This is a genomic window from Pseudomonas sp. RIT357 (genome assembly GCF_000632245.1).
Taxonomy (GTDB): Bacteria; Pseudomonadota; Gammaproteobacteria; order Pseudomonadales; family Pseudomonadaceae; genus Aquipseudomonas; species Aquipseudomonas sivasensis.
The window spans coordinates 225,546-246,812 of the sequence record NZ_JFYX01000002.1 but is presented as its reverse complement, the minus strand read 5'-3'; the positions used below and the strand labels follow the sequence as shown (position 1 = coordinate 246,812).

Here is a 21,267-nt window from a genome sequence, read left to right as displayed (position 1 = left end):
GGAGCGGCCTTCATGCTCGTGCACCTGTCCGTACATAACTACGCCATCGTTGAACATCTGGATCTCGAACTGGATCGCGGGATGAGCGTAATCACAGGCGAAACCGGCGCCGGCAAGTCGATCATGCTCGACGCATTGGGCCTGACCCTGGGCGACCGAGCCGATAGTGGCGTAGTGCGCCCAGGGGCTGACAAGGCCGACATCCTGGCCACCTTCGACCTCGCCGATATCCCCGAAGCCGAAGTCTGGCTAGCCGAGCGCGACCTCAATAATGACGGCCCATGTATCCTGCGCCGCGTCATCACTGCCGAAGGACGCTCGCGCGGCTATATCAATGGAACGCCCTGCCCCCTCGGCGACCTGAAAGCCCTGGGTGAACTGCTGATAGACATTCATAGCCAGCATGAGCACCAGTCCCTGCTCAAAACCGATACCCACCGCCGCCTGCTCGACGAATACGCCGGCGCCACCGACCTTGCCCGGCAAGTACAACTGGCTGCCCAGCGCTGGCGCCAGACTCGCCAGGAGCTGGAACGACTGTCCAACTCCGGCGACGAGCAGCGCGCTCGCCACCAACTGCTCAGCTATCAACTTGAAGAACTGGAAAGCCTGGGTCTTGGAGAAACGGAGCTGGAACAACTGGAGCAGGAACACAAGAACCTCACCAACGCCGAAACCCTGCTGGGTATCTGCCGCCAAGTGGTTGAGCAGTGCAGCGAGAGCGACTCCGGCAACGTGCTCAATGCGCTCACGGCGAGCCTAAACAGATTGTCCAGCGTTAACAGCGCTTCGGGCTCATTGAGTGAAGCCACAACCCTACTGACCAGTGCACAAATCCAAGTAGAAGAAGCCGTGGGCGAACTCAACCGCTTCCTGGATCATTTCGACGCCGACCCGGCGCGCCTGCAGGAAATAGAAGAGCGTCTTGACACCATCTACACCCTGGCGCGCAAACATCGAATCCAACCCACTGAAGTAGCAACCATGCAGCAAAAGCTGCTGGATGAAATCGAGACGCTGAACGCGAATGACGAATCCATCGAGCGACTAGGCGAAGAGCTCGGCTCTTTTGCCCGCCATTACCAGGAAAAGGCCCGCGAACTGAGCGAGCTGCGCCAACAGGCCGCCAGCAGTCTGGCAGATGCCGTTGAGCAGGAAATCCAGCGCCTGGGCATGCCGGGCGGGCGCTTCACTATTGAATTGCGCGCCAACACCACTACTGAGTTACAGCCACACGGCCTGGAGCAGGTTGAGCTATTGGTCAGCGCCAACCCAGGACAACCGCTCAAGGCACTTGCAAAGGTCGCGTCCGGTGGCGAGCTGTCGCGTATCAGCCTGGCGATCCAAGTGATTACTGCGCAAACATCCCGGGTGCCGACGCTGGTGTTCGATGAAGTCGACGTAGGCATCGGCGGCCCTACCGCGGAGATTGTTGGCCAGTTGCTGCGTCGCCTGGGAGATCGAGGGCAGGTACTGACGGTCACTCACTTGCCACAAGTAGCAGCCCAGGGGCATCAACACTTATTTGTGCACAAGGTAAGAGGAAGCGATGCGACACACACGGCAGTATCTAAGCTGAGCAAGTCGGAACGCGTTGAAGAAGTGGCCCGAATGCTCGGGGGTATCGACCTGACTAAAGAGTCTTTAGCACACGCTAAGAAGATGGTCGTAACCACCAAGGCCTGACCAAGACTTTTCCTTATGTAGAAAGCACGAAGGCGACCCTAGGGTCGCCTTCAATCGTTTTGCAGAGCGAATCTGCATCGATTTTTACTTTTTCTTACGGATGTACAACACGAGATTGTGGTCAACCAAATCGAAGCCATGCTCCTCAGCAATCTTATGCTGCAGCGCTTCGATCTCTGGGCTAGTGAACTCGATAACCTCATTGGTATCCAGGTCAACCATATGGTCATGATGACCACCGTCGGCCAATTCGAACACTGCATGACCGCCGTCGAAATTATGACGAACCACCAGCCCTGCGGCTTCAAACTGGGTCAGTACACGGTAAACCGTGGCCAGGCCGACGTCCTCATTAGACTCCATCAGCGCCTTGTAAACATCCTCGGCACTCATGTGGCGCTGCTCAGCAGAATCGAGCATTTGTAGAATCTTGACTCGTGGCAGAGTCACTTTAAGACCGGCTTTGCGTAGTTCGCTATTTTCAACCATGGTTAGCTTTCTCGCGGATGCTGCTTCGCAGCTTCTCTTAATACGGGTATGATCGGCGTTTACGTTGTCCCAGCCAAGATAGTGGAAGTCGCCCACCGATGCAAAACACCAAGCTCTTGCTAACCAGTTTCACCTTTGTGGGACTGCTCGCACTCGCCGGTTGTTCATTCCCCGGGGTTTACAAAATCGACATCCAGCAGGGCAATGTCGTCACGCAGGACATGATAGACCAGTTACGCCCGGGAATGACCCGACGGCAAGTACGGTTTATTATGGGCAACCCCCTGCTGACTGACACTTTCCACGCCGATCGCTGGGATTATCTCTACAGCCTGCAGCCTGGTGGCGGTGAACGCCAACAGGAACGTGTCAGCGTCATTTTCAATGGCAATGACCAGCTTGTCAGCCTGTCGGGTGACTTCATGCCTGGCGTAAGCCGAGATGAAGCCCTGCTAGGTAAAGACAACGGCACCAACGTGACTGCACCTGCGCAGGAAAGCGAGAAGCCGAAATCCGAAGTACCAGCGAAGCCAGGCTCGTTGCTCGACAAGATCCAGAAGGACGTCGACGGAGTGGAAACCGTTCCGGTACCGACGCCTCAGCCACTGGACACCAGCCCGCAGTAACATTGCGGCACCTACAAAAAAGCCCGGCATGCCGGGCTTTTTGTTGCCTGATGATTAGCAATCTTATGAGTTCTGCTGCTTGATCAACGCCGCCTTGGCGGCACGCAGCCTTCGCACCTCTTTAGGGTCGACGAGCAAAGGGCGATAGATCTCAATGCGATCACCCGATTGCACAACGCGCGCTTCAGCGTCCGCGACAACCTTACCGAATATCCCCAAAGGACAATCAGCCAGATCCAACTCGGGAAACCGCACTGCAATTCCTGACGCCTGTACCGCCCCTCGCAGACTGGTACCCGAAGCCACCGTTACCGCCAGCAAGACCTGCTGATCTAGGGCAGCGTATACCACCTCAATCTCAACCATGCAGTTGCTTGGCCCGCTGACAGAACGCATCTACCAGCGTATTGGCCGCCTGATTGAACAATGGCCCCAATGTCGCCCGCACAAGCGGGCCAGCGTAATCAAACGATAGGTCCAAGCTGATCTTGCAGGCCTTGTCGGTCAGCGCCTTGAATACCCAGATACCGTGTAACTGGGTAAAAGGGCCTTCCTGCAGATTCATTTCAATGGACTTGCCCGGCACCAACACATTGCGCGTGACAAAGTGCTGGCCCAACCCACCTTTCGCCACACCGACACTGGCGACCATGTGCTCATCAGTGCTTTCAAGCACCTCAGCCGTTGAACACCAAGGCAGGAATTCCGGGTAACGCGCCACGTCGTTGACCAGGTCATAGAGCGCCTGCGCCGGATAGGGCAGCAGGGCCGAACGTTGAATATGCGTCGTCATGTGCGCGTTATTTCCACAGCTGAGCGGCAAACATCGCGAAAGAACAGCTCGTTCCGCGAGAGAAAAAAACCAAAGAACTGCCAGCATTGTCCGGGATTCGACCAACACGCTCAAGCACGTAGGTTGACCGTAGCCGACACGCTCGCAACTCCCTATAATGCCGCCCCTATGGCTAAACAAAAGAAACACCCCACAGGGACCATCGCGCAAAATAAAAAGGCGCGACACGATTACTTCATCGAACATCGGTTCGAAGCTGGTCTGGTCCTGGCCGGCTGGGAAGTAAAGAGTCTGCGCGCCAGCAAGCTGCAACTGGTCGACAGCTACGTATTGCTCAAGAATGGCGAGGCATGGCTGCTGGGCAGTCATATCACCCCGTTGACCACTGCGAGCACCCACGTAATTGCCGACCCGGTGCGCACGCGCAAACTATTGCTCAACGCACGCGAACTGGAAAAGCTCGCCGCTGCCGTGCAGCAGAAAGGCTACGCCTGCATCTGCCTGTCCTGGTACTGGAGCAAGCATCTGGTCAAGTGCGAGATCGCACTGGGCAAGGGCAAGAAGGAATACGACAAGCGTGATACCGAGCGCGAACGCGATTCCAACCGGGAACTGCATCGCGCTGTGCGCAACAAGGGCAAGGAAGAGTAACCCTTGTGACGATGTAGCCTCGGAATAAATCCCCCGGCTACATCCCTTTACGACGCTCCGCTCGCGCCACGCGCTGAACCTCCTGACGCACTTCCGCCAACACTTCCTGCACGTATTCCAAATGACGCGTTGAGACTTCTCGCGCCTGCTCTGCCCGCCCCTCAATAATTGCCAGGTACAACTCCCGATGCTGACTGATCAGCATGTCGCGGGTTTCCGTACGCTGCTGATACATGCCGCCAATATTGGTCACCACGTTACGCTTGAGCAGGTCGAACAGGCCGCGAATGGTGTGCAGCAACACGGCGTTATGACTGGCCTCCGCAATGGCCAGATGAAATCTTGCATCCGCTGCACCCTCCTCGACCCGACTCACTTCATCAACGCGGCCATAGCAATCCTGCAGCGCCTCGAATGCAGCGGTCAGCCGCTCGCGATCGACCTCGGTGGCACGCAACGCAGCGTAATAAGCACAGGATGCTTCGAGGGTCTGGCGGAACTCCAGCAGGTCACGCTGCGCCTCGGGGTTGTTTTCCAACAGGTGTAGCAACGGATCACTGAACGTCGAGCCCAGTGACTCGGCAACATAATTGCCTCCGCCCTGCCGACTCACCAACAACCCCTTGGCCGCCAGTTTCTGAATGGCCTCCCGCAGCGACGGACGCGACACGCCAAACCGCTCAGCCAAAGCGCGCTCAGCCGGCAAGCGCTCACCCGACTTCAGCGTGCCCTCAAGGATCATCCCCTCAAGCTGCTCGACAATATCGTCAGACAAACGGCGCTGACGCACCTGATCAAACCCCATAACTCACCCTCCACCATCCCGACCACTCGCCGGGCCCTCTATTCTGGCCTATCGCCGCCCTTCCAGCACCTATCAGAACAGCTTCGATTCAACCGATCAGATGGTCTTACCCAATGACCTACGACCAAAGTTTCGCGAGCGGCAAATTGACACATCCCCTGAAGGCTTTTAACCTACCCTCCAGCGATTGTAAATTGGTAATACCAATTATCCAGATCGACTAAAAAGTGCCTGACCAACAACAATTAGGGGCCACCCCATATGCAAACCTGGCAACAGCTTTACAGCCCGCTCGGCAGCCTCGGCCTGTCCGCATTGGCCGCCGTTATTCCGATCGTATTTTTCTTCCTGGCCCTGGCCGTGTTTCGCCTCAAAGGCCACGTGGCCGGCAGCATCACGTTGGCGCTGTCGATACTGGTGGCAATCTTTGCCTTCCAGATGCCAGTAGATATGGCGCTGGCCGCTGCTGGCTACGGCTTCGCCTACGGTCTTTGGCCTATTGCCTGGATCATTGTCGCGGCGGTGTTTCTCTACAAACTAACGGTCAAGAGTGGCCAGTTCGAGATCATCCGCAGCTCGGTGCTGTCGATCACCGATGACCAACGCTTACAGGTGCTGCTGATCGGTTTCTGCTTTGGCGCCTTCCTGGAGGGCGCTGCCGGTTTCGGTGCCCCCGTGGCAATTACCGCCGCATTGCTGGTAGGCCTGGGGTTCAACCCGCTGTACGCAGCCGGCTTGTGCCTGATTGCCAACACAGCGCCCGTTGCCTTTGGCGCCCTGGGGATTCCGATCATCGTTGCCGGGCAAGTGACCGGTATCGATGCCTTCAAGATCGGCGCCATGACCGGACGCCAGTTGCCCCTCTTGTCGCTGTTCGTGCCGTTCTGGCTGGTATTTATGATGGATGGCCTGCGCGGTGTGCGCGAAACCTGGCCGGCTGCGCTGGTCGCTGGCTTGAGCTTTGCCATCACTCAATACTTCACGTCCAACTTCATCGGCCCGGAACTGCCGGACATCACCTCGGCTTTGGCCAGCCTGATTTCCCTGACCCTGTTCCTGAAAGTCTGGCAACCCAAGCGCACCGCAGGCGCGCAGATTGCGGGCGCAACCTCCGGCGTAGCCATTACCGCCAGTGTTGGCGGCTTCGGCTTGCCACGCAGCACCGTCGCCTCGCCTTATAGCCTGGGGCAGATCTTCAAGGCTTGGTCGCCATTCCTGATCCTCACCGTGCTGGTGACTATCTGGACGCTCAAACCGTTCAAGGCGATGTTCGCCGCCGGCGGCTCTATGTACAGCTGGGTGTTCAACTTCGCGATCCCGCACCTGGACCAACTGGTGGTCAAGGTCGCACCCATCGTGACCAACCCGACTGCCATTCCAGCGGTATTCAAGCTGGACCCAATTTCAGCCACTGGTACCGCGATTTTCTTCTCCGCACTGATTTCGATGCTAGTACTGAAGATCAACATCAAGATTGGTCTTACCACTTTAAAAGAGACGTTCTACGAACTGCGCTGGCCAATCTTGTCGATCGGCATGGTGTTGGCCTTTGCCTTCGTCACCAACTACTCCGGCATGTCGTCGACCATGGCGCTGGTATTGGCTGGTACCGGCGCAGCCTTCCCGTTCTTCTCGCCGTTCCTTGGCTGGCTGGGCGTTTTCCTGACGGGCTCCGACACTTCGTCCAACGCCCTGTTCAGCTCGCTGCAAGCCACTACAGCGCACCAGATCGGCGTCAACGACACCCTCTTGGTAGCCGCGAACACCAGCGGCGGCGTTACCGGCAAAATGATCTCGCCGCAATCGATTGCAGTGGCCTGCGCCGCAACCGGCCTGGTGGGCAAAGAATCCGATCTGTTCCGCTTCACCCTCAAGCACAGCCTGTTCTTCGCCACAATCGTCGGGCTGATCACGCTGGCTCAGGCCTACTGGTTTACCGGCATGCTGGTGCACTAAAGCCACAAGCAATAGGGTAATAGCCGACGCCGGGCGGTAACCTCGGCGTCGGCATTGCGCATTCGTGTCAATACGGCGCCCTGGGGGTGCTGATCCTGGAGGCCCCATGAGTCTGCCTGCCGCTTTCTTAGCTGACGTCGCACAGCTGATCCCAAAAGATCGGCGTTTCGACGATCCACTTTCCACCCTCGCATTCGGCACCGACGCCAGTTTTTACAGATTGGTCCCACAACTAGTGATCCGCGTGGAGTCGGAAGGTGAAGTGGTAGCTCTGCTGCAACTGGCCCAGCGTGAGCGCGTGCCAGTGACCTTCCGCGCGGCCGGCACCAGTTTGTCCGGTCAAGCGATCAGCGACTCCGTACTGATCGTGCTGGGAGACAATTGGAACGGCCGCGAGATTCGCGGGCACGGGACTCAGATCCGCCTGCAACCCGGCGTAATCGGTGCCCAGGCCAACGCCTGGCTGGCGCCGTTCGGGCGCAAGATCGGCCCGGATCCCGCATCGATCAATGCCTGCAAGATCGGCGGAATCGTCGCCAACAATGCCAGCGGCATGTGCTGCGGCACCGCGCAAAATACCTATCACACCTTGGCTGGCATTCGTCTGGTGCTGGCCGACGGCAGTTGCCTGGACACCGAAGATGCGGCCAGCGTCAGCGCCTTTCGTGAGCGGCACGGCGCGCTGCTTGAACGCCTGGCGACACTGGGTCGCGAGACGCGGGCAAACGCCGAACTCGCCGCGAAAATCCGCCACAAATATCGTCTGAAAAACACCACAGGACTGTCACTCAATGCCCTGGTGGATTTCGATGAACCACTGGATATTCTTAGCCATCTGCTGGTCGGCTCCGAGGGGACGCTGGGCTTTATAAGCGCAGTGACCTACGACACCGTGATCGATCATCCCAACAAAGCCTCGGCATTGATTGTGTTCCCCAATGTGGAGACGTGCTGCAACGCAGTAACCGCGTTGAAAACCCAGCCGGTCTCAGCCGTAGAGCTGCTGGATCGACGCAGCATGCGTTCGGTCCAGAACAAACCCGGCATGCCCGCCTTCGTACAACACCTGTCGGAAAATGCCTGCGCGCTGCTCATCGAATCCCGCGCGGCATCACCTTCTTTGCTGCATGAGCAAATGGCGCTGATCATGGCGTCCCTGGCCGTTTTCCCCGTCGAGAAACAGGTCGATTTCACCGAAGACCCTGTAGAAAACGCCCGACTCTGGGCGATTCGCAAGGACACCTTTCCTGCCGTCGGCGCTGTGCGCAAAACCGGCACCACGGTGATCATCGAAGACGTGACCTTTCCCGTCGAGCAACTCGCCATCGGCGTAAACCGTCTGATCGAACTGTTCGACAAACATCACTACGACGAAGCCATCCTTTTCGGACACGCCCTGGAAGGCAATCTGCACTTTGTGTTCACCCAAGGCTTCAACAGCGCCGAAGAAGTCACACGCTACCAAGCGTTCATGGATGACGTGGCGCAACTGGTGGCCGTCGAGTTCGGCGGCTCACTGAAAGCCGAGCACGGTACCGGACGCAATATGGCGCCATTCGTCGAGTTGGAATGGGGCAGCGATGCTTACCAACTGATGTGGCAGCTCAAGCGCCTGCTCGACCCCAACGGCATTCTCAACCCCGACGTAGTGCTCAGCAACGACCCGCAGATTCACCTCAAGCACCTCAAACCACTGCCTGCAGCCGACGAGCTTGTGGATAAGTGCATCGAGTGCGGCTTCTGCGAGCCTGTGTGCCCCTCAAAAGGCCTGACGTTGAGCCCACGCCAGCGCATCGTGATCTGGCGCGACATTCAGGCGAAGAAACGCGCCGGCGTCGACACCACCGAACTGGAAGCCGCCTACCACTACCAAGGCATCGACACCTGCGCAGCCACCGGGCTATGCGCCCAGCGCTGCCCTGTGGGAATCAATACCGGCGACTTGGTGAAAAAGCTGCGCAGTCGTGACGCCGACCGTACGAAAACAGCCGAATGGCTTGCCACCCATTTCGCCACCGCTCTGCAAGGTGCGCGCTTTACCCTGCATGTCGCCAATGGTGCTCGCATGCTGCTCGGCGCTCCTCGCCTGGCGAAGCTGTCTGCCACCGTGACCAAGCTGTCCAAGGGACAAATTCCGCAGTGGAGCAGCGCTATGCCACAGCCGGAAAAGGCGATTCGTTTCAGCCCGGCTGTGACGGATGAGCGGCCTCGAGTGGTCTACCTGGCGGCGTGCGTCTCACGCGCCATGGGCCCGGCGTCCGGCGATAAAGAGCAGATGTCGCTGTACGACAAAACCCGGGGCCTGCTGGAAAAGGCTGGCTACCAAGTCGTCTTTCCCGACAACCAAGACAGCCTGTGCTGCGGCCAGCCGTTCGCGTCCAAAGGCTATGCCGAACAGGCAGAGCACAAGCGCCAGGAGTTGATCGGCGCCCTGCTCCACGCCAGCCGCGGCGGCCTCGATCCGATCTATTGCGACACCAGCCCGTGCACCCTACGTCTGGCGCAAGACCTGGGCGAAACCCGCCTGGACCTCTACGACCCAGTACGCTTTATCCGCACGCACCTGATGGACCGCCTTGATTTCATACCGCAGGAAGCACCGATCGCCGTACACGTCACCTGCAGTACCCAACACCTGGGAGAAAGCCAGGCGCTGATCGACCTAGCCCGTCGCTGCGCCAAAACCGTCGTGATTCCAGAAGGCATCCACTGCTGCGGGTTTGCCGGCGACAAAGGCTTCACCACGCCAGAACTCAATGCCCACTCACTGCGCACCCTCAAGGATGCCGTGCAATATTGCAGCGAAGGCATCTCCACCAGCCGCACCTGCGAAATCGGCTTGAGCCAGCATGGCGGCATTGATTATCACGGACTGGTGTACCTCGTGGACCGCGTCACCCAGGCCCGCGCCCAATAATCCTGCAAAAAAAACAGAACCCCTGCACGCCAGCGTAGTCACTTGAATAGGCCTCGACGAACGAGGCCAATCAGTGATGTCGCTGGCAGCGCTTGAACGCCAGCAGCGTCGAGCCCTTTGCGCAAGGAGATACCCTATGAAGCGTTCCGCTCTTGCTGGCTTGTTCGTTACCGCTGCGATGCTGGCGTCCCCGGTCTTCGCGGCCGACAGTGAAAAAGACCTGTGCCAGATCAATATAGACAAAATTAACAACGCCAAAGCGACACTCGCCACCGACACCACCGGCAAGAGTGGGGAAATCGACACGGTTGTCTCCCAAGCCAAGGCATTTCACGCGTCTGGCGATGATAAGCAGTGCATCGAAGTCACCAACAAAACCCTGCAAGACCTGCAAAACAGCAACAAAGGCGGCAAGTAAGCAGTAAGGCCAACCTTCGGGTTGGCCTTCGGTGACCGTATGGCGTACACTGCACAGGCTTGTCACTCACTATGAAACAACGAGTTACAAGCACGGGGCCGTTTAGGATTCGACGCCGGTCGCGAAACTTTAGGTGCATGCCGAGTTGGTAACAGAACTCGTAAATCCACTGTTGCAACTACTTATAGTTGCCAATGACGAAAACTACGGCCAGGAATTCGCTATCGCTGCGTAAGCAGCCTTAGACCTGAGCTTCTGGTACCTTCGGGTCCAGCAATCACCAGGGGATGTCTGTAAACCCAAAGTGATTGTCATATAGAACAGAATCGCCGTGCAGTACGTTGTGGACGAAGCGGCTAAAACTTACACAACTCGCCCAAAGCACCCTGCCAGTCGGGTCGCTGAGGGTTAACTTAATAGACACGGCTAAGCATGTAGTACCGACAGCGGAGTACTGGCGGACGGGGGTTCAAATCCCCCCGGCTCCACCACTTTTACATCTAAAGACGTCCAAGGACGTCTTTTTTTGTGCCTGAAATCCAGCAAATACAGGGGCTTAGGCTCCACAGACGTCTCTAAGCGTCCAGGAGCATCTACTAGCTCGTGTATTCCAAGTGGTATTCCAAGCGCTCACCTGCTAAGTTTTGGAATACATAAACAGCTTGGAATACACCATGGGAGCTCAAGCGGCGCGCCTTTCGGACGTCAAAGTCAAGGCCGCCAAGCCAAAGGAGAAGGACTACATCCTCACTGATGGTGACGGCCTTCAGATGAGAGTTAGAGCCAATGGCTCGAAGCTTTGGAACTTCAATTACATCCACCCGGTGACCAAGAAACGGATCAACATGGGTTTGGGTACCTTCCCCGAGGTAGGCCTGGCTCAAGCACGGAAACGCACCGTTGGCGCCAGGGAGCTAGTTGCCCAGGGTCTCGACCCTAAGGAAAAGCGTGACACGGATCGGCAGACGTTAAAGGCGACCACGGAGCACACATTTAAAAACGTGGCCACCGCCTGGTTTGATCTCAAGAAAGACTCAGTGACCACCGCGTACGCTGAAGACATCTGGCGCTCTTTAACGCTACACGTCTTTCCCGACCTGGCGCTGACGCCGATTTCAGCAATCACTGCGCCAGAGGTGATTAAATTGCTGAGACCTCTCGAGGCAAAGGGCAGCCTAGAGACGGTTAAGCGCCTTAGCCAACGTCTCAACGAGATCATGACTTACGGGGTGAATGCCGGACTAATTTTTTCAAATCCGCTCACTGGCATCCGCTCTGTCTTTAAAAAACCGAAGAAGCAAAACATGGCGGCGCTGGCGCCGGATGAGCTGAAAGAACTGATGCTAGCTGTCGCCAATGCCAGCATCAAAAGGACCACACGTTGCTTGATCGAGTGGCAGCTCCACACCATGACCCGTCCAGCAGAGGCCGCTACCGCTCGGTGGGCAGACATCGACCTCGAAAAGCAGATTTGGTCGATCCCACCGGAGCGGATGAAAAAGCGTCGCACGCATATAATCCCGCTCACGCAGCAAGCGCTCGATCTTCTGGAAGCTATCAAGCCCTTTAGTGGACACCGTGAATATGTGTTCCCCGCAGATCGAAATCCGCGCACCCATTGCAACAGCCAGACCGCCAACATGGCGCTTAAGCGGATGGGATTTGAGGGGCGTCTCGTCAGCCACGGTATGCGTTCCATGGCGAGCACAATACTGAACGAGCACGGCTGGGACCCTGAGTTAATCGAGGTTGCACTCGCTCATGTCGATAAGGACGAGGTGCGTAGCGCCTATAACCGGGCTGACTATATCGAGCGCAGGCGCCCAATGATGCAGTGGTGGAGCGAACACATCCAGGAAGCAGCTACCGGAAGTCTTTCGATGTCAGCAATCATTGGTGCGGGGAATTGAGCGCTAGATATGACTTACCGTACCGGTAGTAATCTTGACCAGCGAGCGCCGCATAGACCAGTTTCTCGCTCGCATGCAAAGCGGATGCTCCACAGTCACGGCGCTCAGTCTGCACGCTAGCTCGCTCACGAAGCTAGTCGCCACCTATTGCTTCACTAAAAACTGGCCACAAGCCGGCTTTTTAATGTCTTATCCATTTGTAAAATATGACTTTTCTAGTCGAGAATCGGTCCAGCCCATACATCAGCCCATACCCCCAACACCTACTGTGGGCTGGTTGATATCTCGAACGCTTACCTTCTCCTGTCCATTCGAATTACAGTAAGTCATTCATATTTCTGGCACAGCGGGCTTACCGCTCATGGCGGCGAGCGTTGAGATAATTGCTGTATTGCTGCCGAATCACTGCCGGAAGTCATGCCTGTCTGGAACCAAAGCGCCATCATCCTCCCCGTTATCCACTACAATCGCCTCATTGTCGCTGTGAAGTAGAACGGCCAGCAGTCGTCACTCGAAACCTTCAAATACTTCATAACCCTATATGACTAAAAACTTACAAACCTTCACTCTCTTAGGAGAACCTGCTCATGAAAAATAAGTACCTGCTTGACAGGAAAAAACTAAAAAAGGGCGACTTAATCCTCACTGCAGAGCCTACTAAACAGAGTAAAGGGATCCGTGTAGTCACGCTTGGGCGATACTCGCACGCTGCAATTTGGGTAGGCGGAACGATGATTGAGGCGACATTGAAGGGCGTATTTTCAAAGAATGCTCAACGCCTGCTTGTCGATAACCCTGAGCATCTGGCGGTCTATCGGAGTAAAGTCCCGCTTTCACAGGAGATCACGGAAAAGATATGCGAGTATGCTCAGTCGCAGGTCGGAAGCCTGTACGCGATATCGGAAGCAGCACTCATGCTTCCAATGCGTCTATTGGACCTGAAAGAGTCCAAAAAACAGTTCTGCTCCAGATTGGTAGCTTGTTCATATGAGTACGCTGGGTTCGACCTCCAAAATCTACGTAATCCAAATTTCTGCTCTCCACGGCAGCTATCGCTCTGCAAAGCATTTCAGAAGGTAGAAGGCATTGTGAAGGAGGCGCAAAAGTCTGAGATAGCCTTTGCTCAAACGACGGATCCCGTTACCAAAAATCTTGGGGATACCTACGAGTGGCTGAACAAGGTCAGAGATCTTGTAAGCGCAACACCTGCCCTTTGTCAGGCTTACGATATTCAAGCACAAAATGACGTTAGCCGGCTTCTCCTGAACCATCCTGAGTTTGATCAGACCGTCACAGGATTTATGCGGAGCACGGACTACTTAACTTACTTCAATCATGACAGAAGCACGAACCCTTATCGCTATGATCGACTTTCCATGCTAAAGAAAATCAGACAATTCCCATTGAATGCTGGAGATTTTCTTGAGGAGGAGTTGCGCAAAGAGCCGGACAGCTTTAATAAATTCGAGAAAAATATTGTGGCAACTATTCATCACCTTGGATTACGCAGAGTTGATTACTTCTTAGAGCACCTAAAGCTTTATCGAAACCTAATGAATGAAGGGCTTGTGAGAATGGAAGTTATAGCCTTTGGGTTTGACTCAATTGGAGAAACTGAGTCAGCCGATGGCGTAAAAAAGCTTGCCAACTATGCACGTCATTATGTCAAAAGGGCCGATGAAGTTTTATCCCAATAACCCCCCCCTCTGTCAGGACCCACGGCGACTACCACGACGATTTGTTCAGAATTGATTACTGCCTTAAGCCATTCCAGGCGCCACTCAATGTAAGCGAGGAGAGGGCCCACCGAAAGCTTGGCGCTGCTAATAGTGAACAGAGGCCAACGACAGCTTACTATGCATGAATATTTTAACCAGCAGGCAACACCCGAAACTTATGAAAATTACTTTTTCTTTCTGAAAGCACCAACGTTGGAGCGCAGCGGCGGCCGGTAGGGCTCCCCGCTGCGGGCTGGTCACAGCACGCAGTAGAAAACCATATAGTTAAAATTTATGCTCAATCACCAAAGGTCATATTTATCGTGCCCATGATCCGATTAGTTTCAGAGAGGATTTTCAAAATTCGCTGATAATGCTTCACATCCCCGAACGAGAGAGCCCGTCCCTTGCGGTCTTTCAACCATTTCTGGGCGGGTTGGTAGCCACCGATGAAGAGGTCCCATGAAACCTTGGGCACCTCATCAAAATACTGCTCGCTGTTGATCCAGATTTGACCGTTGCGAAACTTGGGCTCGTCAACCCTCGCCTCGCCTGCGCCGTTGAGTGGATAAGGGGCATTACCGATGACTGCTGAGTCCATCAGGTGGAGCTTACGCAGTTGGGTGCCCTTGGCAGAGATGTCCCAGAATTCATCCGAGCTTACGGGCCATGGGATACGGGGGAAATCGATCCTCAGGAGTTCCGCATAAGCTGTTCGATAAGCAGGGCAGTGCAACACCCCATATATGTAATCAAACACATGCACCTCGTCCGGCTCGCCGCGTACGGAGCAGATGGCGATAGCCTTCAATTGGTCAAACAATTTTTCATCGAAGTTTATGCGTCGACTTTGATCGAGCTCTTGTTCGTCAGGATAAATATATAACGGGTAGCAGTAGCCTCGCTCTTTGGTTCGATTTGAGATATAGCTATCATCCACAATACCATTCGATACAAAAACATGCTCCCACGATTTGACAGCGCTTTGCCTACAAGTGACGAGGCTAATATTCTCCCCGGCCACCATATGCTTCATCACCTTCTCCCTCCAACGCCACAAGATCTTATTATCAAAATAGGTCCAACGACTATCAAATGGTCGGTAGCATATACTGACTGGTTTTAGAGCTCTACCTGAAATCCCAATCTTATTTTCTGAGAGCCAATCGCCATAGTTCTTACCAAGCCCATACCGAACTTTTAACTCATTCGACGTGTATTGGTTGGAAATAAATTCGTCTAACCTAGAACTCAACTCTGCCGCGCTCTGTGCAATAGCAAAACCATCTCCCATGCTAACGATACCAGTAGCATTCGTGGGCATAAAATCAGAGATACAGAACCCGTTATCGTAACCTTTCTTATTTTCATGGTTGCGCTGTACAAATGCATATTGTGGGGCCAAGCAATCAATCTGCTGAACAACCATTCCTGAAAGCGTTCCACCGAACAGCTTCTCATATTTGTCTGCACGCTCCCCCCAAAGGTCGCCATGGTAGACTTTAGCCAGACCCCCGACACTCTCTCTCTTTTTTACTGCGATAATGATTGCTACACCTGGCTGAATATCAAATACATTTTTGTCAGGTAGACCTTCTGGCGTAACCTCTTTTTTCTTGCTGTTTCCATGAAGATCCAGCACATAGATCTTGTCAAAGGTATTTAGGAGGTGCCAGCGCATTCCCCGAAAAGTCGGATTATCTAGGTATCCGTGATTAGTAATAAACCCTAGAACACCTTCGTGATTTTTGTTGATCAGGCTTTCTGCTAGTCGAATAAACTTTACATAATCATCGTGCAACCAATGCTTGCGCTCGCCAAAATGCACGCCATCTATATATTTGTAATCTTCAATAAGCCCACTAATCCAAGACCCCATATTCTGAGAAACTCCTGAATAGGGAGGGTTACCTATTACACACATGATGGGCATGTCGCGCTTGATGGCATTTGCCTGCTTTACTTCATTCGACAGCCAATGCGCGAAGGGCAGACTTTGGTTTGCCGACTCGCCCTCTTCCAGCGAGTTAGTTAGGTAGACCGACAGTCGTGGCGGCGTACCAGTAGGCTTGTAACCCAACTCGGTCAGGATCATGTCGAGCTTCATGTGACACATGGCGTAGGACGCCATCAGCAACTCAAACCCGTGCAGGCGGGGAATCAGGTTGTTCTCAATATATGGCGACCACATGCCTTCGGCCATTTCCTTCACTTTCGGAGCGATCTGCTTGATTACCTCAGCTAGGAAGGTGCCGGTGCCCGTAGCGGGGTCGAGTATCTGTACACGATGCACCTCTTTAGGAAGGGTGACGCGTTTTCCCTTTTTGTCTGTCTGGCCTGTATCCCAGTCGATCATTATCTTGGATGTATCCGCTAAACCATCTGGCAGGCCAAACTCCGTTCGCAGCACTTCGTCCACTGCACGCACGATGAAGTTAACTACGGGCTCAGGCGTATACCAGACGCCACGCGCCTTACGTTTGGCGGGATTGTAGGCGGCAAGGAACGTTTCATAGAAGTGCAGAAACGGGTCACTCTGTCCTGTGAGGTTACCGAAGCTCCCCATAATCTTTTTGACGTCAGCGGCCTGAAACACAGCAGCAAGATCATCGATGATCCAAGAGATACGTTCGTCCAAGTCTTCGCCGGCCAAGTAGCTAAAAAGACTGCGTAGGAAGGGGTTGGACTTGGGCAGAAGCTTCAGTGCCTCTTGGCGACTGAACGTTTCGAGCGAAGTGTCATGCAAGCGTGCGGCGAACATGCCATAGGCGATGGTTTCTGCGTAAATATCCGCGAAATCCTCAAGCGTAATGTCATGGATCAAGTGCTCCCTGAAGGCATGGTACTGCCCCGACAGTTCAGTTTGTTTGTCCCCGTCTGCCTTCAAGGCATTGTGCAGCACCTCCTTAATCAGCACCGCTTTGCCCGCCATCATTTTGGCCAGGACGCGGGGAGAAGTGATGGTTTGCGGCCGTTGGGCTATGAAATTGCGAAGCAGGCTGTCCAGCCTCTCGTACTGGTCTGGATTGGCCTGAATGCCCATCAGGAAATCAGCAATGGTAACGGATGCAACCCGCTCACCGTGTTGGTAAAAATCCCAGTCAAGGCAGTTGGTATAGATCAAATTGGGCAAGGCTTTGCGGTAGCGATCTTGCTGGTTCTTATTGGCATCTTTCATACCGCGTAAGCCAATGCCAATGTCTTTCGCCTCAACGTGACCGATAACGATTTCACCACGCTGAATGATAAAATCAGGTGCACCGCAGGCGATGCGCTTAGGTTCGTTCAAGGCGGAAACGCTTTTATCCAGAGAGCCAAAAAGGGCCTCTAAAGCGGAACGGTAGGAGTGTTCTGTTGCTGCGCCGGTTTTGTAGATAGCTACTACTTTTCTGACGAAGTCTTCAATAATTTTCACGAAAAACTCTCTAGTCAAAGGGGCGGTTCTGAGTGGTTTGAAGATTTCTATTTCTTTTGACGCGGAGGTTTACTATCGCCCTCTATCTCGAGCCAAAACTAAACAGGCCCAAATGAGCCACAACGCTTTGGGTCGGTTTAATGGACAGATTTCCAGGGCAAAAATGTACCGCCGCTCAGGAGTGCGGTGTTTACGTAGCTTGGGGGGAGGAAAACGACAGTTTTCACCAGACGGAAAGTCCTTTTGCGTTCGGTGTTCGATAGTGTGGAGGGTAACGCGAGCCGATAGGCGAAACAACCTGGTCACTGGCTGCGGGTCCTGTAACCGGGATGAAGAAGGGGACTGATGTATGGTTCGAACGGCAGCATTTGCCATTCTCTGCTGGCCGTCAGTTTTGCATACGATGCTCACCTCCCATGCAAAAAGCAGCCGGACATCACGGGTTCATTAACTATCAAGCATTGAGCCAAGCGCTCATGCCCTCATAGAAAGCTTTCGCCTCCCTTGTCAAATTCTGAGTGGCATAGTCCGGACGATTTTTCCGCCCTCGTCCAGCTTCAAGTCTACTAGCGGTGATGATGTACTCCTTCACGCAGTAAGCAGCCCACCAGTGAGCGCTCCGGGGCTTTTCGATATGCACGGCAAGGTTCTTGTAGCGTTGCCTGTAGCCCTCAGCCAGCGCATTCCTGAGCGCGTCTGTAACCTCATTTACTCTGTCGTCCGGGATGCATAGCGTGCCATGGATGTGCGCAGGGTGATTCTCTGTGCGGCCGGTGTGATTGAATTCAAGATTGAAGGTCAGATCAGTTTCAATGCCTACCCTCGCCAAGGTTCGCTTTATGATCGCAGCGAGGTAGTTCGCTGGGCCACGTGGAGCAACCAGAGCAGCCTCAGCCGTTTTGTGATCGAGCCGGATGGTGAGGGTTTTTGAGTCAGGCTTCCCGCACTGATGGAAGATACGGAAAAACTGTTTGATTTCTGGGCTTACAAATTTTGCCCAATCTGGCAGCTCTCCTGCTCCCTGATAATCACGCACCAGCTTTTGGATAAAGGCATCTATTCTGAGGAGCGACTCTAGCTGATCATGATCAACGTCTGGATGCAGTTTCTTAATAGCTCCAACGTGCGCCGCGTGACTCAGGCTGAAACTAGCTATAAGCCCTGCCCTGCCTGGAGTTGAGAGGGCCTGCCCCAGGCGATTTGAGCGGCTGCTTTTTGCATTTACTCCAAGCTCGGCAAGAATCGCCGGACGCGGGATGCGCTGCTCATCGAGAGATAGGATTACCTGTCCTGGCTCCTGACGAGGCACAGCTGAAGTATCAACATGATATGAAGGTGCGCCAGCAAAGAGCCCAGACTCAATAGCCGGACATTTTCCAGGCTCACCGGCTGTTATCGCTGACCTCGCCACCGGACACTCGTCGAGTAGCGCATCCAGGTCCGCTGATAATTGGTCATCGCCTAAGTCTGTATCAACCGTTTCTCCCTCAAACCATTCATCTCCAAAAAGAGCTCTGTAGGCTTCTCGCTTCACCAAATTTTCTGCGTGGCGGGTACGAGCACTATCGAGCAGGCGCTTTTGAATCTGTGAAACCTCCCCCTCCTTGAATGGGCTCTGATGTCTGATGGTCATGGCGGTCTCATTGCCGGAATAGATCCGGGGCAGATTTTCATTTTCGTGGTTCCCTGGTTGTCGCCAGGGTGTTCGGCACTTTTCTATGGTTCTAAGGGTTTGACACTTTGCCCGGTCAACCTAAGGTCAAGATGTGCTCACTCTTCGCTGACGATGTCATCGTCTAACTGCTGAGCTTGGGCTAACCGCCTCTCTGCCAACCAGCTCAACGTCTCAATAGCATCGTCTACGCCTTCGCTATCTCCGTTGATCTCCGCATCTTCGCGGCGCTGTTGCGCTCGCATTTCGGCCACATCATGCTCATTCATAATGTGTATCTGGAGCACTGGGAGCTCCTCTCTTTCGAGCGACTGATCAAGCTTGTCTAAAGGCAATGCCCGACGAGTGATGTCCTGTGTCAATTTCAGTGCTGTTGCGCTAGCAGCGAGAGATCGGAAGACTATTGGATTGCTTACATCGAGAACGTCTAGAGCGGACGCGAGCTTTGTCCGGATCTTCTCACTCAGCGCCAGATCGTCGAGAACAAGTGAGGCCGCTTTCTGCTGAACGTTCTCCAACGAGAAAGCCATGTCCAGCATTCCCTCTCTGGCTCTTTCTATCAGTGCCTGGGTGCTGGCGCCTGATACTGCGCCGTGCTTTCTCAACAACCGTTGGGCGGTGCTGATGCTGATTTTCAATTGACCAGCAATGGCCGAGATAGTCCAACCTGCTTCCCTGAGTATCACTGCCTGCGCGGCTTGATCTGGGGTTTTCTGTTTGCCTGACATGATCACGCTTCCTCTACGGGGTTCAATGATTTGCTGGCGCAGGCACGTTTGACTGCGGCAATTGAAATCCCGAACTGGTGCGCCGTTTCTTGGATGGTCGCTTTTTGGGCTCTGCGCCACTCACTAACTGCGCCGTCATCTATTTTCTTGGGGGCGCCGAGCTTTTGACCCATAGCGCGGGCGCGGGCGATACCGGCCATCTGGCGGGCTTTGATATTTGATCTTTCCAGCTCAGCAACAGCTGACAACATGGTAAGCACCATCTTCCCGACCGGTAATGAGAGGTCAAAGCCTTCTCGCATGGAAATGACTGATACCCCCTTTGACTTGAGTGCCTCAACGGTTTCAAGCACATCAATCGTGTCACGCCCCAGACGATCAATCGCAGATACGATCAAGGTATCGCCCTTGCGAGCGAACTTGAAAAGCTCTGCAAAGCCGGGGCGTCTCAACGCTTTGGTTGTCCCACTGGTGGCTTCGTCTGTATACCAATGTTCGACATTGTGCAGTTCAGCAATCGAGTGGCACTGTGCGTCAGTGCTTTGATCGTCTGTGCTGACTCGGGCGTAGGCTAGAACTGTCATCAGGGCGCACCACTTAATGGCTCAAAAGTATGGCTCAGAATATACTTGATAGCTCAGATCAAAACAACACATTTGAGCCACGGACAGGACCAGCAATTGCGGCGATAGCCACAGAGCGAATTTTTGGCTCAAAAAGTACACTCTCTGAGCCAGCACTTTGTGGTCCGAGCGAGCCTTGGACCACAAAGAGAGCGTAACGCGGAGGCAAGCTCACAGACGGATACGCCGAACCGTATTCTCAAGCTGCGCCAATGCTCGAAGCGTTAAGAGAAACTGCTTTCCTAGGCTACTGGAGAGTGCCCACCCTTCCTGGACGAAGACAACATAAGCGCCTGTTGCTTGTAGCGTCCGCAAGGTCGCCAGCATTTCGCCCGGTCTCGGCTCCGGGTCAATGCTCAAGACACTTAACGAGGAGATTGTAAAGGTGTCCCCTTTCCGAAGAACCTTCAAAGCCTCTAAAAATTTCGGTCTCTTGAGAACCGGGACTGACCCGTACGACCCCTTTTCCACGAATGCTTGATCGGGCTTACCGATATCACATACTTGGCAGTAATTATTGTCGGGATTTTTTCCGATGAGGGAATAGGCGTAAGTCGCCATTAGAATGCACCTCCCGCTGGAGAGCGAAAGCCGGGCTCACCAGCGAGGCGCTCCTCAACCCATATATCCACTGCCACGGAATCCCATCCAACGGCCCTGGTGCCTAGCTGAACCGACTGAGGGAACCGGCCTTGATTGATGAGGTTGTAGATGTGGGCCCGCTTGAATCCGGTCCTGAGTAGCACTTCAGGTAAACGTAAAATCCGGCGTCCCGCGTAGCCGGAGCTAGCTGGGTTGGGATTGTTGATCAATGATGGTTGCATCGTGGACTTCCTTGGCACCTTGTGGTGCGTTGTGGA

The 21,267-nt window shown here is 54.4% G+C and carries 18 protein-coding genes and 1 other RNA gene; 9 read left to right on the top strand and 10 right to left on the bottom strand.

The features are described from left to right. Window positions 1–12 precede the first annotated feature (12 nt). A complete protein-coding gene (recN, locus tag BW43_RS23155; RefSeq protein ID WP_032884707.1) occupies window positions 13–1,686 on the top strand; it encodes a DNA repair protein RecN in 1,674 nt (557 codons plus the stop codon). A gap of 84 nt (window positions 1,687–1,770) precedes the next feature. Here the strand turns inward: recN and fur are convergent, their stop codons facing one another. Then, window positions 1,771–2,175: a ferric iron uptake transcriptional regulator gene (fur, locus tag BW43_RS23160; RefSeq protein WP_003194220.1), complete on the bottom strand. Its 405-nt coding sequence runs from the start codon at window positions 2,173–2,175 to the stop codon at window positions 1,771–1,773. A gap of 98 nt (window positions 2,176–2,273) precedes the next feature. Between fur and BW43_RS23165 the strand changes: the two genes are divergently transcribed. Continuing rightward, on the top strand, window positions 2,274–2,801 hold the full coding sequence (locus BW43_RS23165; protein WP_017528805.1) for an outer membrane protein assembly factor BamE: 528 nt from the start codon (window positions 2,274–2,276) through the stop codon (window positions 2,799–2,801). A 63-nt stretch (window positions 2,802–2,864) separates the two neighbouring features. Here the strand turns inward: BW43_RS23165 and BW43_RS23170 are convergent, their stop codons facing one another. Next, on the bottom strand, window positions 2,865–3,167 hold the full coding sequence (locus tag BW43_RS23170) for an RnfH family protein (RefSeq protein ID WP_032884706.1): 303 nt from the start codon (window positions 3,165–3,167) through the stop codon (window positions 2,865–2,867). Then, complete coding sequence (locus tag BW43_RS23175; protein ID WP_032884705.1) at window positions 3,160–3,594, bottom strand: type II toxin-antitoxin system RatA family toxin; 435 nt, start codon at window positions 3,592–3,594, stop codon at window positions 3,160–3,162. Before BW43_RS23175 ends, BW43_RS23170 begins: the two co-directional genes overlap by 8 nt. Window positions 3,595–3,762: 168 nt before the next feature. Here BW43_RS23175 and smpB point away from each other — a divergent pair, with 168 nt between their 5' ends. Beyond that, window positions 3,763–4,245: an SsrA-binding protein SmpB gene (smpB, locus tag BW43_RS23180; RefSeq protein ID WP_032884704.1), complete on the top strand. Its 483-nt coding sequence runs from the start codon at window positions 3,763–3,765 to the stop codon at window positions 4,243–4,245. A 37-nt stretch (window positions 4,246–4,282) separates the two neighbouring features. Here the strand turns inward: smpB and BW43_RS23185 are convergent, their stop codons facing one another. After that, the gene (locus BW43_RS23185; protein WP_032884703.1) at window positions 4,283–5,050 is read right to left on the bottom strand and encodes an FCD domain-containing protein; all 768 of its coding nucleotides are present in this window, start codon (window positions 5,048–5,050) and stop codon (window positions 4,283–4,285) included. Window positions 5,051–5,311: 261 nt separating this feature from the next. Between BW43_RS23185 and BW43_RS23190 the strand changes: the two genes are divergently transcribed. The 6 genes from BW43_RS23190 (at window position 5,312) to BW43_RS23210 (ending at window position 13,948) form a co-directional block, all read left to right on the top strand. Beyond that, window positions 5,312–7,006 carry a lactate permease LctP family transporter gene (locus tag BW43_RS23190; RefSeq protein WP_032884701.1) on the top strand — a complete coding sequence of 565 codons (1,695 nt, stop codon included), beginning with the start codon at window positions 5,312–5,314 and terminating at the stop codon, window positions 7,004–7,006. A gap of 106 nt (window positions 7,007–7,112) precedes the next feature. Then, window positions 7,113–9,923: an FAD-binding and (Fe-S)-binding domain-containing protein gene (locus tag BW43_RS23195; protein WP_032884700.1), complete on the top strand. Its 2,811-nt coding sequence runs from the start codon at window positions 7,113–7,115 to the stop codon at window positions 9,921–9,923. Window positions 9,924–10,059: 136 nt separating this feature from the next. After that, window positions 10,060–10,341, top strand: coding sequence for a hypothetical protein (locus BW43_RS23200; RefSeq protein ID WP_032884699.1), 282 nt, complete (start codon window positions 10,060–10,062; stop codon window positions 10,339–10,341). Between the two features lie 94 nt (window positions 10,342–10,435). Continuing rightward, window positions 10,436–10,832, top strand: a transfer-messenger RNA (tmRNA) gene (gene ssrA, locus BW43_RS28110). Window positions 10,833–11,015: 183 nt separating this feature from the next. Next, window positions 11,016–12,251 (top strand): integrase domain-containing protein, encoded by a 1,236-nt coding sequence (locus tag BW43_RS23205; RefSeq protein ID WP_032884698.1) that lies wholly within the window; start codon window positions 11,016–11,018, stop codon window positions 12,249–12,251. Between the two features lie 587 nt (window positions 12,252–12,838). After that, window positions 12,839–13,948: a YiiX/YebB-like N1pC/P60 family cysteine hydrolase gene (locus BW43_RS23210; protein ID WP_032884697.1), complete on the top strand. Its 1,110-nt coding sequence runs from the start codon at window positions 12,839–12,841 to the stop codon at window positions 13,946–13,948. 319 nt (window positions 13,949–14,267) lie between these two features. Here BW43_RS23210 and BW43_RS23215 read toward each other — a convergent pair whose 3' ends face one another. From BW43_RS23215 to BW43_RS23230, 6 genes are all read right to left on the bottom strand, one after another. Next, on the bottom strand, window positions 14,268–17,384 hold the full coding sequence (locus tag BW43_RS23215; RefSeq protein ID WP_032884783.1) for a type ISP restriction/modification enzyme: 3,117 nt from the start codon (window positions 17,382–17,384) through the stop codon (window positions 14,268–14,270). 454 nt (window positions 17,385–17,838) lie between these two features. Continuing rightward, window positions 17,839–19,017, bottom strand: coding sequence for a hypothetical protein (locus BW43_RS27910; RefSeq protein ID WP_050442796.1), 1,179 nt, complete (start codon window positions 19,015–19,017; stop codon window positions 17,839–17,841). Between the two features lie 137 nt (window positions 19,018–19,154). Continuing rightward, window positions 19,155–19,784, bottom strand: a complete 630-nt coding sequence (locus BW43_RS0127200) for a helix-turn-helix domain-containing protein (RefSeq protein ID WP_050442795.1) — start codon at window positions 19,782–19,784, stop codon at window positions 19,155–19,157. A 2-nt stretch (window positions 19,785–19,786) separates the two neighbouring features. Then, window positions 19,787–20,368, bottom strand: coding sequence for a recombinase family protein (locus BW43_RS23220; RefSeq protein ID WP_032884696.1), 582 nt, complete (start codon window positions 20,366–20,368; stop codon window positions 19,787–19,789). Window positions 20,369–20,578: 210 nt separating this feature from the next. After that, window positions 20,579–20,968: a recombinase family protein gene (locus BW43_RS23225; protein WP_032884695.1), complete on the bottom strand. Its 390-nt coding sequence runs from the start codon at window positions 20,966–20,968 to the stop codon at window positions 20,579–20,581. After that, window positions 20,968–21,231 (bottom strand): AlpA family transcriptional regulator, encoded by a 264-nt coding sequence (locus BW43_RS23230; RefSeq protein ID WP_032884694.1) that lies wholly within the window; start codon window positions 21,229–21,231, stop codon window positions 20,968–20,970. The genes BW43_RS23225 and BW43_RS23230 overlap by 1 nt, the downstream gene beginning before the upstream one ends. Window positions 21,232–21,267: the final 36 nt, after the last annotated feature.